Below are 13,096 nucleotides of genomic sequence, written 5' to 3'. Positions count from 1 at the left end.
TCAGAGGGCCTTTTACGCACAATCGCGAAGATTAACGCTTAAAGCGGTCCGGGAAGGTCATCTCGCTATAGCGAACAAAGCGGGTGCCTTTCGCCAGTTTGTATCCAAACCAGATGACGAGGAACAGCGGAATACCGATGTAGGTCGCCGCCACGCCGCCCCAGTCAATGGTGTCCTTGAGGAACGCTTCGTAGTTCTGTCCGAGGGTGATAATCAGGCACAGCACGAAGGCGAAGATCGGCCCCAGCGGGAAGAACCCGGAACGATACGGCAGATTATTAATATCGTTACCCTGCAGGACGTAGCCGCGACGGAAACGATAATGGCTGATCGCAATCCCCAGCCAGGCGATAAAGCCCGTCATCCCGGAGGTGTTCAGCAGCCACAGGTATACCGTCTGGTTGCCAAACATCGACGTCAGGAAGCACAGCGCTGCGATAACGGTGGTCGCGTACAGCGCGTTGCGCGGCACGCCGCCACGCGACAGCTTCGAGAAAATGCGCGGTGCTTTACCGTCGCACGCCAGGGTATACAGCATACGCGTGGAGGCGTACATCCCGGAGTTACCCGCCGACAGCACGGCAGTCAGGATAACGGCGTTCATGATCGCCGCCGCCGACAGCAGACCTGCATGCTGGAACACCAGGGTGAACGGGCTGACGGAAATATCCTTCACATCATTGCGCAGCAGGCTCGGATCGGTATACGGAATGATCAGGCTGATAATCAGGATCGCGAAAACATAGAACAGCAGGATACGCCAGAAGACCTGGCGCACCGCGCGCGGAATGTTCTTCTCCGGATTCTCAGACTCACCGGCGGCGATACCAATAAGCTCGGTGCCCTGGAAAGAGAAGCCGACAATCATCGCCACGCCGATCATCGCCGAGAAGCCGCCGGCAAACGGCGCATCCGCGATCCCCCAGTTGCTCCAGCCGGCCGGCTGTGCCCCTTTGAAGATACCGACAATCATCATCACGCCGACGATGATAAAGATGATAACGGTGGCCACTTTAATCAGCGAGAACCAGTATTCCGCCTCGCCAAAGCCGCGCACCGAGATCCAGTTCAGCAGGAACATAATGCCGAGGAACAAGGCGCTCCAGATCCAGCCCGGCGTGTCAGGGAACCAGTAGCTCATCACCAGCTGTGAGGCGACAAGGTCAACGGCGATCGTTACCGCCCAGTTGTACCAGTAGTTCCAGCCCAGCGCGAAGCCGAAGCCTTCTTCCACATAATTCTGCCCGTAGGTGGCGAAAGAACCGGATACCGGCATAAACGCCGCCAGTTCACCCAGGCTGGTCATCAGGAAATAGACCATCAAACCGATCAGAATATAAGACAGCAGCGCCCCGCCGGGACCTGCCTGCGAAATCGTTGCGCCAGAGGCAACAAAAAGACCCGTACCGATGGAACCGCCGATGGCGATCATGGTCAAGTGGCGCGCCTTTAGTTCACGACGTAGCGTGGGCGCTTCTGTGGTTTTAGTTTCCGAAACCATGTGATAATGCTATCCATCCAAAAAATGAGGCGCGATTGTAGCAGACGATCGGGGTTCCATCCGGTACAAATGCAAAGTTATAAGAGAGCTTCATGATCGCCCGCAAATTATTAGTAAAGCACTAACCTGCGGAATTGCCAGCGAATTCCCCCCGTTAGCGAGCGTAAAAACCAGGTTTCTACACCTGGCAATAGTGCAGAAAACGTTGTAATGCTTTGGAAATATGCTTCTGCCGGTGATGGATCCGCCACAGCGTGCGCGTCAGCCTGGGCAGCGGCACCTTCAGCTCCGCCAGCGTGCCCGCAGCCAGCTGTTCGGCAATTACCCGCCGCGATAAACAGCTGATGCCCAGGCCATGCCGGACGGCGTGCTTGATCGCCTCCGAATTGCCCAGCTCCATGCCCATATGAAACGCCGGCAGATGCGACAGCAGTACATAATCGACAATCTCCCGGGTACCGGACCCATGCTCGCGCAGGATCCATGGCGCCTCGGCCAGCTGCTGCAGGGTCACCTCCCCCGCCAGCAGCGGTGAGTTGGGGGCGGCGAACACCACCAGCTCATCTTCCAGCCACGGCTCGGCAATAATATCGGCGGCATGGCATGGCCCTTCTATCAAACCGAAATCCACCCGCAGGTCGGCGACAGCGTTGATCACATCCAGACTGTTGCCAACGCTCAGTTCGACCGGCAAATCCGGGAAGTCATGGCGATAACGGGCGATGATCTCCGGCATAATATAGTTGCCGATAGTGCTGCTGGCGTAGACCCGGATCGCCCCGTTGTCGCCGCGAAACAGCTGTTCGATCTCCAGCGCCCGCTCCAGCAGCGCCAGCGCACGTGGGTACAGCAGCCGTCCGTGCTCATTCACCACCAGCCGTTTACCGACGCGGTCAAACAGCTGCACGCCGAGCTGCCCTTCCAGATCGGTCAGCGCGGCGCTGACCGCAGATTGCGAAAGCGCCAGCATCTGTGACGCCTGAGTGGTTGAGCCACTCTTGTGGACTTCGGCGAACACTTCCAGCTGCCGCAGCGTAATATGCATAACCCACCCGTTTAGTAATCCAACCTGAATAACCTTCCTTACTATGGTGACACAAATCGAGGCGGCTGAAGGAAGGAAAATCCGCTTATGTCACAAAATCATCATCTTGCCGGAGAAACCACCCCGCTTTCGCCGCATCGCTCCCCTGCCCCCTTGTCAGCGACGATGCGGTCCTTAACCACTTATTACGATTGATTATAAACATATAATCAATTTTATATTTAACCGCGCGCGGCGTAACCTTTAGGCAGACAAAGGAGAAGGTTATGACAGCACTCACTTTACCCACCAAACATCGTTCCCTGTGGCATTTTGTCCCAGGCCTGGCGCTGACCGCCGCGCTGACCGGCGCCGCCCTGTGGGCCGGGAGTTTCCCGGCCATCGCCGGCGCAGGCTTTAGCGCCCTGACCCTCGCTATCCTGTTCGGGATGGTCGTCGGCAACACGGTCTATCCGAAAATCTGGCAGCCCTGCGACGGCGGGGTGATCTTCGCCAAGCAGCATCTGCTGCGCCTGGGGATCATCCTCTACGGCTTCCGCCTGACGTTCGCCCAGATTGCCGACGTCGGCGTGAGCGGTATTTTGATTGACGTTCTGACGCTCTCCAGCACCTTTTTCATCGCCTGCTTCCTTGGCCAGAAGGTGTTTGGTCTCGACAAACACACCAGCTGGCTGATCGGCGCCGGCAGCAGCATCTGCGGCGCGGCGGCCGTGCTCGCCACCGAGCCGGTGGTCAAAGCCGAAGCCAGTAAAGTGACGGTCGCCGTCGCCACGGTGGTGATTTTCGGTACCATCGCCATCTTCCTCTACCCGGCGATGTATCCGCTGCTGGCGCACTGGTTCACCCCGGAGACCTACGGGATCTATATGGGTTCCACCATGCATGAAGTGGCGCAGGTGGTTGCCGCCGGCCATGCGGTCAGCCCGGACGCCGAGAACGCGGCGGTGATCGCCAAAATGCTGCGCGTGATGATGCTGGCTCCGTTCCTGCTGTTCCTGGCGGCGCGTGTTAAACAGCTGACCCCGGCAGGTAACGGCGAGAAAAGCAAAATCACCATTCCGTGGTTCGCCATTATGTTCATCCTGGTGGCGGTGTTTAACTCCTTCCATCTGCTGCCGAAAGCCGTGGTGGATATGCTGGTGACGCTGGATACCGTTCTGCTGGCGATGGCGATGGCCGCCCTCGGGGTCACCACTCACGTCAGCGCGCTGAAAAAAGCCGGGGCGAAACCGCTGCTGATGGCGCTGATGCTCTTCGTCTGGCTGATTGTCGGCGGCGGGGCCATTAACGTCGCTATCCACAGCCTGATGGCATAAAGCACTACATCTTTCTCCAGTTAAGCCGCTATCATTACCCACCCCCCAGCGGCTTTAACTGGAGTTTTTTTTATGAAATACGTAGGAGCGCACGTAAGCGCCTCAGGTGGACTGGCCAATGCCGCCATTCGCGCCGCCGAAATCGAAGCAACCGCCTTCGCCCTCTTCACCAAGAACCAGCGCCAGTGGCGCGCCGCGCCGCTCAGCGATGAGACCATCGCCGAATTCAAAGCCGCCTGTGAAAAGTATCACTTTGGCCCCGGGCAGATCCTGCCGCACGACAGCTACCTGATTAACCTCGGCCACCCGGTGGAAGAGGCGCTGGAAAAATCCCGTGATGCCTTCATCGATGAACTGACCCGCTGTCAGCAGCTGGGGCTGACGCTGCTCAACTTCCACCCCGGCAGCCATCTGCAGCAGATCCCGGAGGAGGCGTGCCTGGCGCGCATCGCCGAATCGATCAATATCGCGCTGGCGAAGACCGAAGGCGTCACAGCGGTTATCGAAAATACCGCCGGCCAGGGCAGCAACCTCGGCTTTAAGTTCGAGCACCTCGCGGCCATCATCGACGGGGTGGAAGATAAATCCCGCGTCGGCGTCTGCATCGATACCTGTCACGCCTTCGCCGCCGGCTACGATCTGCGCAGCGCCGAAGCCTGCGAAAAAACCTTCGCCGCCTTCGATCGCATCGTTGGCTTTCAGTATCTGCGCGGGATGCATCTCAACGATGCCAAGAGTACCTTCGGCAGCCGGGTCGACCGACACCACAGCCTGGGGGAAGGCAATATCGGCCACGACTGCTTCAGCTGGATTATGCAGGACAGCCGCTTCGACGGCATTCCGCTGATTCTGGAAACCATCAACCCGGATATCTGGGCGGAAGAGATTGCCTGGCTGCGGGCGCAGCAGATCGCCGAAGTGGCGTAAATATAGTGACTAGTCCTGATATAGGTTGACAGCTTTTCGTCTGTAAAACGCCTGATGAACTTCATCGGGCGTTTTGTATTTCAGGGCCAGGTGTGGCCGCTCATGGTTATAAATTGACACGGATTCTTTTACCATTTCCCGGGCCTGCGCCAGGTCCGCAGGGCGCGAGAGTAAAAATTCATTTTTCAGGATACCGTTTACCCGCTCAGCCAGCGCATTCTGGTAGCAGTCATAACCATCGGTCATTGAACAGGTTATCCCATTTCTCTCATGAACTGACTGATAAAGTACCGAACAGTATTGCAGTCCTCTGTCAGAGTGATGGACCAGCGGACCTGTCGTTTTTCTCCCCCTCAGTGCTTGTCTTAACGCTTTTACCACGTTTTCTGTCTGCAGGTTCTCCCCAACATGGTAACCCACGATTTTTCTGGAGCAGGCATCAGTGACCAGACTCAGATAAGCCGTGCCGCTGCACAGCGGAAGGTAAGTTATATCAGCGACCCAGACCTGTTCTGGTTCAAGGGCGGTAGCTTGTTCAGGGCCGGGTTTCAGCAGATTAGGATGCCGGTAAAATCGATGATGGCTGTTGGTGGTTTTGTGATATGCCCGTTTCACTGGCACCAGGAGCCGGTGTTCGCTCAGCAGTCTAAACAGACGGTCCCGTCCGATATTCAGCCTTTTGCCGACCTGAGTGTTCAGCAGATAGTGCAGTTTACGTGTACCGATTCGTGGCTGACGACACCTGACCCGGGAAACAAAATCAAGGACATGAGCATATTGTTCCTGTCGTTTTGTGCGTCTTGTATTGTCCTGATACCACGCCTGTCTGCTGTGCCCCAGAAACTGGCATGCACGCGTAACGGTTATTTTTGGGGCCGGACTTTGCGCGAGCACTTGCCGGGCCGCTTTTTTACGACACTTACCCCGTAATCATTTTTCAGAACATTGATAACCGACTCAAAAAACTCAGCTTTCTGGTTTGCCAGCTCAAGCTGTTCTTCAAGTTCCCTGATTCTTTGCTCGGGTGTAAGCGGGATAGTCGTCTGGGCCACGGGCAGTTTCCTCTTCACCTTGTCAGGAAGTACGGGGCTCCAGTCAAGCCGGCCATATTTACGCAGCCAGACAAGAACGGTGGAGCGCCCCTGAATGCCATACCGCTGCTGGGCCTGTTTATAGGTCATCTCGCCTTTTTCAACTTGCTCTACAACAGCTATTTTAAAGGATAGAGGATAATCACGTTGGGTGCGTTTGAACTCAGTCATCATCACGTTCTCCGGATTTAAGTCAGGAACGTGTCAACGCTATTCAGGACGGGTCATAGACGTAAAAAAGGGCCGAACGATCGGCCCTTTTTTTCTTGCGGATGGATTATGCCGCTTTTTCGACTTCTGCTGCCTGCGCTTCCGGGCGTTTCAGCACAGCGTAGGAGAGGCCCGCCACCAGCGTTCCGACAACAATCGCCAGCAGGTAGCCCAGCACCGGCGTAATCGCCCCTGGGATCAGCAGGACAAACAGACCGCCGTGCGGCGCCATCAGTTTCGCGCCGACCGCCATGGAGATAGCGCCGGTTACCGCGCCGCCGACGATACAGCACGGCAGAACGCGCATCGGATCGCGGGCGGCAAAAGGAATCGCCCCTTCCGAGATAAAGCACAGGCCGAGAACCAGTGCGGCTTTACCCCCTTCGCGTTGCCCTTTATCGAACTTGTTGCGCGCCACCAGCGTGGCGATACCCATCGCCAGCGGAGGCACCATACCGGCCGCCATGATCGCCGCCATCGGCGCGTAGGTCTGGGTACTCAACAGGCCAACGCCGAAAGCGTAAGCCGCTTTGTTTACCGGGCCACCCATGTCGGTACACATCATCCCACCGAGGATCGCACCCAGCAGAACCGCGTTGGCGGTGCCCATGGTTTGCAGCCAGTGGGTCAGCCAGGCGAGGATACCGGAGACCGGTTTACCGATGAGGTAGATCATCGCCAGGCCCACGATCAGGCTGGAGACCAGCGGAATGATCAGGATAGGCTTCAGCGCTTCCATACTCTGCGGCAGTTTCAGCTTCGTACTGATGGCTTTCGCCACGTAACCGGCAAGGAAACCGGCAATGATCCCGCCGATAAAGCCAGAGCCGCCGCTAACCGCCAGCATACCGCCGATAAGACCCGGGGTCAGACCCGGACGGTCGGCAATGGAGAAGGCGATAAAGCCTGCCAGCACCGGCACCATCAGCGCGAAGGCCGAGCCGCCGCCGATTTGCATCAGCGCCGCCGCCAGCGTGTCTTTCACTTCAAACGCTTTGATCCCGAAGGCAAAGGAGAGCGCGATACACAGGCCCCCGGCCACTACCATCGGCAGCATGTAGGAGACGCCGGTCAGCAGGTGGCGATAGGCGCCCGCCGACTCTTTTTTCCCTTCAGCAGCCGCCTGCGGTTTGCCGGATGGCTGATAGGTTTTGGCTTCGGCCACCGCTTTATCCAGCTCCTGGGCGGTTTTCTTCAGCGCCAGACCGGTGGTGGTGCGGTACATCGGCTTGCCGGCAAATTTTGCCAGGTCTACCTCGATATCGGCGGCGACGATCACCAGATCCGCCTCGGCCACCTCTTCCGGGGTGATGGCATTGCCAGCGCCGACGGAGCCACGGGTTTCCACTTTCACCCACCAGCCGCGTTTTTTCGCTTCGGTTTCGATAGCTTCTGCCGCCATAAAGGTATGGGCAACACCGGTCGGACAGGCGGTGACGGCGACAATACGTTTCTGCCCCTGAGCGGCGGCCGGAACGGCTACCGCCGCTGGCGCAACGTAGGGTTTAGCGTGGTCTTTCGCCTCTCCCAGGAACAGCTCCGGATGGGCGACAGCACGGTTAATGTCGCCCAGATAGACGTTTTTGCCATTCAGCGCGCTATCGGCCGGCAACGCGGTCCCCAGCACGATGGCCAGTTCGGCGTCATTCGGGTTATCAATCAGTTCAAGGCGCGCTTTTGGCGCCGCGGCCCCCAGCAGGGTTTTCGCCATATAGGCGCGCGCCTGTCCGAGTCCGGCATCAATAATCAGCAGCGTTTTCATTATGCCTCTCCTGCTGTCAATTAAAGGGTTGTAAGTCGACGCGCGCCATCATCGCGGCCAACTGGGTACGGTCGGTAATACCGACATTGCTCTGGCTGACGGCCAGGGCTGCGACGGCGGTCGCCAGGCGCAGGGTATGCTCGCTGGATTCACGCATCAGCAGGCCGTAAATCAGGCCGCCCACCATCGAATCGCCAGCGCCGACGGTGCTGACCACTTCCACTGAAGGCGGTTTGGCAATCCATTCACCGGAGGCGTTAACCCACAGCGCGCCCTCTTCGCCCAGCGAAATCACCACGTGGGCGATACCCTGCTCACGCAGCGCATGGGCGGCTTCGATAACATCTTTCATCTCCGGCAGCTTACGGCCAGCCCAAATCTCCAGCTCGCGCCGGTTCGGTTTCACCAGCCACGGCGCCGCTTTCAGTCCGGCAACCAGCGCTTCGCGGCTGCTGTCGAAAATGATGCATGGGCACTGGCTGCGCAGACGGGTCATCCAGTCGGTGAAGGCTTCCGGGCTAACGCCAGACGGCAGGCTGCCGCTGACGCAGACCATATCGAACTGCCCGAGCCAGCTCAGGGAGTCGTTGACGAAGCGTTCCCAGTCGCCCGGGGTCACTTCAAAGCCGGAGAAGTTAAAATCGGTTACTTCGCCATCTTTTTCCGTCAGCTTAACGTTGATGCGGGTGCGGCCCTGCACCACCTGGAAACGGTTGGCGATGCCCAGCTCACTGAACAGCTGCTGAAAGCCGTCCTGGTTGTCTTTACCGAGGAAGCCGCCAACGGTGACGTCAATACCAAGATCTTTCAGCACTTTTGCGACGTTGATGCCTTTCCCGGCCGCGTGCAGGCCGGTGGTGCGCACCAGGTTCACTTCGCCGCGTTCAATCTCCGGGGTGAACCCCACCAGATCGTATGCCGGGTTTAAAGTAATAGTTGCTACACGTCTGCTCATTTATGCGCCCTCCCCAAGGCCTGCGGCGATCGCTTCGCCAATCGCATCCAGCGCTTGTTGCGCATCCTCACCTTGCGCGGTAAAGCGCAGACGGTGACCTTTTTTCACACCCAGCGCCACGACCTTCATCAGGCTGCGGCCATTAGCCGGCTTGCCGGAACCGTCGAGATTGGTGACGGTAATGTCGCTGGAAAATTGTTTAATGGTGTTGACCAGCATGGTGCCCGGACGGGCGTGCAGGCCGTGCTCATTGCGCACCACGAACTCGGCGCTCAGCACATCTTCGGCAATGGCATCGTCGCTGGTCAGCAGCGCCAGCACGGTGGCGGCATCGGCTTTCAGCAGATGGTCAGCTTTCTTGTCCAGCAGCAGTTTGCTCAGGCGGTTCAGCACCGCGGTCGGCTGCTCGTCAACCATTGCCACTGTGACCAGCAGGGAAACCGGCTGATCGTCGCGGGTGAAGGCGTTAGCGGCGCGGCTAACCGCCACAGCGCTGCGCAGATTGCCTTCCGCACTGTCGTTCAGCCAGATGCCCTGACCGAGGTTCAGCGGCGTGTCGTTAATGACGTGGCTAACGAAAGCGGTATCGGCGGCGCCCACCTCTTTCAGACGCGCGGCGTTCAGCGCCTGCAGCGTCAGCAGATCGCTGGCCGCGACGTCGAGACTGAGGGTCTCGTTGTCCAGCTTCAGCGCTTCGCTCTGCTTCTCTCCCATCAGCAGCGCACGCAGCTCTTCCGCGGTGGTCGCTGACTGCAGCTGGGCGGCGACCGCGTCATCGCTCAGCACATGGGTCAGCTGACGCAGCAGGCCGAGGTGTTCATCTGAACTGGCGGCAATACCGATCGCCACATAGGCGGTCTGCCCTTCCCCCCAGGTGACGCCCTGCGGGAACTGAAACACCTGGACGCCGGTCTTCAGCACCTGGTCACGGGTGTCCGTCGTGCCGTGCGGGATCGCAATCCCGTTGCCGAGGAAGGTCGAGGTCTGCTGCTCGCGTGCCAGCATGCCGTTCACATAGCCATCAGCCACGTTGCCGGCGCTGACCAGCGCGGCGGCGACCTGCCGGATGGCCTCTTCTTTATTACCGGCCTGCTGGCCGGGATGAATATCCTGCACAGATAACTGGAACATGGTTCTCCTCTCCTGCTGAATTGAATCGTTTCAGCTAACTTGAGAAAAAAGGCGCCATCTGACGGTGAACGGATTGTCGAATGACGCTGAAACGTTTCAAGAATTCTGTACCTTTCTTGCTCAACGCGCAAGGTACGTCAGCGACTTGATCGCAGAACTTAGAGATACAGCACATTTTTGCTGAAGCCGATCCGCACTTTCACTCCTGGCGTCAGCTTTTTGCTGAACCTTATATTTTGAAACAGCTTTTTAATTTATCGTGCCATACTACTGTTTATTTTCAGCCAGCAGGCGTAAACTCCGCGCCGTCTCCTGAAACTACAGAAAACCGAACATGCAAAACCGTAGCGCCGCCCTTCCCCGACGCGGGTTCGATGTAACCTCTTCCGCCTTCTTGATCGTCGCCTTTCTGACAGGCATTGCCGGGGCATTGCAAACCCCAACCCTGAGCCTGTTTTTGACCAACGAAGTACACGTCCGTCCGGCGATGGTCGGCTTCTTTTTTACCGGCAGCGCGGTTATTGGCATTCTGGTCAGCCAGTTCCTCGCCGGCCGCTCCGATCGTCAGGGCGACCGCAAGCAGCTGATTGTCGTCTGCTGCCTGCTGGGGGTGCTGGCCTGCGTACTCTTTGCCTGGAACCGCAACTACTTCATCTTGCTGTTCATCGGCGTTTTTCTCAGCAGCTTTGGCTCGACCGCCAACCCGCAGATGTTTGCCCTGGCGCGCGAGCACGCCGACAGGACCGGCCGGGAAGCGGTCATGTTCAGCTCCATTTTACGTGCCCAGGTCTCGCTGGCATGGGTGATTGGCCCCCCGCTGGCCTATGCCCTGGCGATGGGGTTTGGCTTTACCGCGATGTATCTCAGCGCCGCGGCGGCGTTTATCGTCTGCGGGGTCATGGTCTGGCTGTTCTTGCCCAGCATGCGCAAAGCAAAGCCGGTGGCGACCGGGCGACTGGAAGCCCCGCGCACGCACCGCCGCGATGCGCTGCTGCTGTTCAGCATCTGCACGCTGATGTGGGGCACCAACAGCCTGTATATCATTAATATGCCGCTGTTTATCATTAACGAGCTGCATCTGCCGGAAAATCTGGCCGGACTGATGATGGGTACCGCCGCTGGACTGGAAATCCCCACGATGCTGATTGCCGGTTACTACGCCCGGCGCTTCGGCAAACGCTTTCTGATGCGTCTTTCTGCAGTCGCCGGGGTGCTGTTTTACGTGGGGATGCTGACGGTGCATACACCGGCGCTGCTGCTGGCAATGCAGGCGCTGAACGCCATTTATATTGGGATCCTCGCCGGGATCGGCATGCTCTATTTCCAGGATCTGATGCCCGGGCAGGCGGGTGCGGCCACCACTCTCTATACCAATACGACTCGCGTCGGCTGGATCATCGCCGGTTCACTGGCGGGGGTGGTGGCAGAGATATGGAGCTATCATGCGGTGTTCTGGATTGCGCTGGCGATGGGCGTAGCCACTCAGGCCTGCCTGTGGCGGATCAGGGACGTGTAAACACATTGCCCGGCCCTGGCCGGGCAATGCAAGTTAATGATCCAGATAGAGGTAATGCAGCCAGCTGGTCATTCGCAGCAGGACTTTGCGCATAATCGACACATGGGCAAAATAATCGGTATAGACCGCCGCCTGCGCGCTAACCCCGTCCGGTAAATGTTCCACTTCCGGGTGCGGATCAAGATCAATCAGCACATAGATACCCTCTTTCCCTGCCCCGGCGTTCAGCCCCTGCAATGCACCGCTGGCCTGATAGCTACCGTCCGGAACGGTCGGCAGCACCCGCGAAACCTTCCCGCTGTAGACGCTGCCCGGCAGACCGTTAAAGACAACTTCCGCGCTGTCCCCGGCCGTCAGTCGCAGGACCGAGTTCTGGCGAAATACCGCGACCACCTGGCGCTTTTGCTGGGGGATGAACACCAGCACCGGCTTGAAGGGCAGACGCACTGCGGTCATCCCCGGTCGCGCCAGTAGCTGTGTGACATAGCCGTCGCTCGGCGCACGAACCACGGTTTGCGCCAGATTATACTCCGCCTCAAGGATCTGTGATTTCAGACTGGCAATGTTGGCATCCAGCCCGTGATAGCGGCCCGACACCTGCTCTCTGGCGTTTTGTAACTGCGCTTTCGCCGCCTGCAATACCGCCGTCTGGATCTGCACCTGCTGCCTCGCGTGAGTCACATCCTGTTCCGAGAAAGGATTGACCGGCATAGCCGCCCCCTGGGCATAACGCTGATAATCGCGGGTAACGCGATCGTACTCCGCTTGCGCCTGCTGAACTCGGGCGCTGGCATCGTCAATGGTTGCCTGCTTCGCCCGCAGCGTCGCCTCCTCGGCCGCCAGATCGGCTTTCAGCTTGTTCAGCCGCGCGCGATAACGGGTGTCATCGATGCGGAACAGCAGTTCGCCCTTCTTTAATAACACGTTGGTTTTACTGGTGACCTCCACCACCTCGCCTGAGACCTGCGGCACCATCGGAACAGAAACCACAATTTTTTGCGCCCGCATCGTATAGGGGTGGTTATAGTTCATTGTTAATATTAACGCGCCTACGACCACAATCCCGCCTAATATAGCCGTGGGGATCGTCCATTTATTTACCGGAATACGAAATATCTTAAAAACGCCCCAGGCGATAGCGACATAGCAAAGGATAATTAACAGATCCATATTATTTCTCGTTATTCCCCGCTGACGCTTGCTGGCTGTTTTTTAATGCCGCTTCAAGTAACGCAATACGTTGTTCAAGCGCTACTCGCTGCTGCTGGCCCTCGGTCTGCGACGCCATTCCCCAACCACGGTCGGGGCGGTACAGCGTGGCCCAAATCCACAAAAAAGGCCAGATAGCATGCAGGGTAAACAGGCTTATCCAGCCCGCCACATGAATCGCGTCCTGATGAGGATGCTGCCGTTTTTGCGCGATGTGATAGGGAATATCGTGGATAATAATCACTCCATAAAATAATATAAGAAAAACCAGTATTAATACAAACAAAGCAAAATAATTAAGCAGCATGGTGCATATACACTCTGTAAGTCAGCTGGGAAATCGTTATTGTTAATAACATCGAGAACCACAAAAGAAGCGATAAAACGCACAGCTTTCCTTAAATAATTGGACGGTTCAACGCAAACGTCATCA

Annotated in this window: 11 protein-coding genes; 3 read left to right on the top strand and 8 right to left on the bottom strand. The window is 57.8% G+C overall.

What is annotated here, in order from left to right:
- Positions 1-31 precede the first annotated feature (31 nt).
- Positions 32-1,501, bottom strand: coding sequence for an amino acid permease (locus B8P98_RS08855; protein WP_002912929.1), 1,470 nt, complete (start codon positions 1,499-1,501; stop codon positions 32-34).
- Positions 1,502-1,679: 178 nt separating this feature from the next.
- Complete coding sequence (gene yieE, locus B8P98_RS08850) at positions 1,680-2,546, bottom strand: DNA-binding transcriptional regulator YeiE (RefSeq protein WP_095032886.1); 867 nt, start codon at positions 2,544-2,546, stop codon at positions 1,680-1,682.
- Positions 2,547-2,812: 266 nt separating this feature from the next.
- Here yieE and B8P98_RS08840 point away from each other — a divergent pair, with 266 nt between their 5' ends.
- Complete coding sequence (locus B8P98_RS08840) at positions 2,813-3,862, top strand: YeiH family protein (protein WP_012967550.1); 1,050 nt, start codon at positions 2,813-2,815, stop codon at positions 3,860-3,862.
- A gap of 72 nt (positions 3,863-3,934) precedes the next feature.
- A complete protein-coding gene (nfo, locus tag B8P98_RS08835; protein WP_095032885.1) occupies positions 3,935-4,789 on the top strand; it encodes a deoxyribonuclease IV in 855 nt (284 codons plus the stop codon).
- A 9-nt stretch (positions 4,790-4,798) separates the two neighbouring features.
- Here the strand turns inward: nfo and B8P98_RS08830 are convergent.
- From B8P98_RS08830 to fruB, 4 genes are all read right to left on the bottom strand, one after another.
- A protein-coding gene (locus tag B8P98_RS08830) for an IS3 family transposase (RefSeq protein ID WP_095032884.1) occupies positions 4,799-6,054 on the bottom strand; the annotation gives its coding sequence in 2 pieces (ribosomal slippage) (positions 4,799-5,703 and positions 5,703-6,054; 1,257 coding nt in all).
- A 103-nt stretch (positions 6,055-6,157) separates the two neighbouring features.
- Positions 6,158-7,852 (bottom strand): PTS fructose transporter subunit IIBC, encoded by a 1,695-nt coding sequence (gene fruA, locus B8P98_RS08825; protein ID WP_025713892.1) that lies wholly within the window; start codon positions 7,850-7,852, stop codon positions 6,158-6,160.
- A gap of 16 nt (positions 7,853-7,868) precedes the next feature.
- The gene (fruK, locus tag B8P98_RS08820; RefSeq protein WP_004103928.1) at positions 7,869-8,807 is read right to left on the bottom strand and encodes a 1-phosphofructokinase; all 939 of its coding nucleotides are present in this window, start codon (positions 8,805-8,807) and stop codon (positions 7,869-7,871) included.
- Positions 8,808-9,938 (bottom strand): fused PTS fructose transporter subunit IIA/HPr protein, encoded by a 1,131-nt coding sequence (gene fruB / locus B8P98_RS08815; RefSeq protein ID WP_048292132.1) that lies wholly within the window; start codon positions 9,936-9,938, stop codon positions 8,808-8,810.
- A gap of 334 nt (positions 9,939-10,272) precedes the next feature.
- Here fruB and setB point away from each other — a divergent pair, with 334 nt between their 5' ends.
- Entirely contained in the window at positions 10,273-11,454 is a 1,182-nt protein-coding gene (setB, locus tag B8P98_RS08805) for a sugar efflux transporter SetB (RefSeq protein WP_025713895.1), read from the top strand.
- 33 nt (positions 11,455-11,487) lie between these two features.
- Here the strand turns inward: setB and B8P98_RS08800 are convergent, their stop codons facing one another.
- Positions 11,488-12,624, bottom strand: a complete 1,137-nt coding sequence (locus B8P98_RS08800; protein ID WP_025713896.1) for an HlyD family secretion protein — start codon at positions 12,622-12,624, stop codon at positions 11,488-11,490.
- 1 nt (position 12,625) lies between these two features.
- Positions 12,626-12,970: a DUF3302 domain-containing protein gene (locus tag B8P98_RS08795; RefSeq protein WP_025713897.1), complete on the bottom strand. Its 345-nt coding sequence runs from the start codon at positions 12,968-12,970 to the stop codon at positions 12,626-12,628.
- Positions 12,971-13,096 lie beyond the last annotated feature (126 nt).

It is taken from the genome of Klebsiella quasivariicola (assembly GCF_002269255.1).
In the GTDB taxonomy this organism is placed as follows: Bacteria; Pseudomonadota; Gammaproteobacteria; order Enterobacterales; family Enterobacteriaceae; genus Klebsiella; species Klebsiella quasivariicola.
Note: the sequence above shows the minus strand (reverse complement) of the source record. Positions and strands in the feature narration are given on the sequence as shown.

Bases quoted from the DNA above. Each gene is read 5' to 3' on its own strand.
- B8P98_RS08855 (WP_002912929.1), bottom strand. From the start codon at position 1,501: ATGGTTTCGGAAACTAAAACCACAGAAGCGCCCACGCTACGTCGTGAA.
- setB (WP_025713895.1), top strand. From the start codon at position 10,273: ATGCAAAACCGTAGCGCCGCCCTTCCCCGACGCGGGTTCGATGTAACC.
- yieE (WP_095032886.1), bottom strand. From the start codon at position 2,546: ATGCATATTACGCTGCGGCAGCTGGAAGTGTTCGCCGAAGTCCACAAG.
- fruA (WP_025713892.1), bottom strand. From the start codon at position 7,852: ATGAAAACGCTGCTGATTATTGATGCCGGACTCGGACAGGCGCGCGCC.
- B8P98_RS08800 (WP_025713896.1), bottom strand. From the start codon at position 12,624: ATGGATCTGTTAATTATCCTTTGCTATGTCGCTATCGCCTGGGGCGTT.
- nfo (WP_095032885.1), top strand. From the start codon at position 3,935: ATGAAATACGTAGGAGCGCACGTAAGCGCCTCAGGTGGACTGGCCAAT.
- B8P98_RS08795 (WP_025713897.1), bottom strand. From the start codon at position 12,970: ATGCTGCTTAATTATTTTGCTTTGTTTGTATTAATACTGGTTTTTCTT.
- fruB (WP_048292132.1), bottom strand. From the start codon at position 9,938: ATGTTCCAGTTATCTGTGCAGGATATTCATCCCGGCCAGCAGGCCGGT.
- fruK (WP_004103928.1), bottom strand. From the start codon at position 8,807: ATGAGCAGACGTGTAGCAACTATTACTTTAAACCCGGCATACGATCTG.
- B8P98_RS08840 (WP_012967550.1), top strand. From the start codon at position 2,813: ATGACAGCACTCACTTTACCCACCAAACATCGTTCCCTGTGGCATTTT.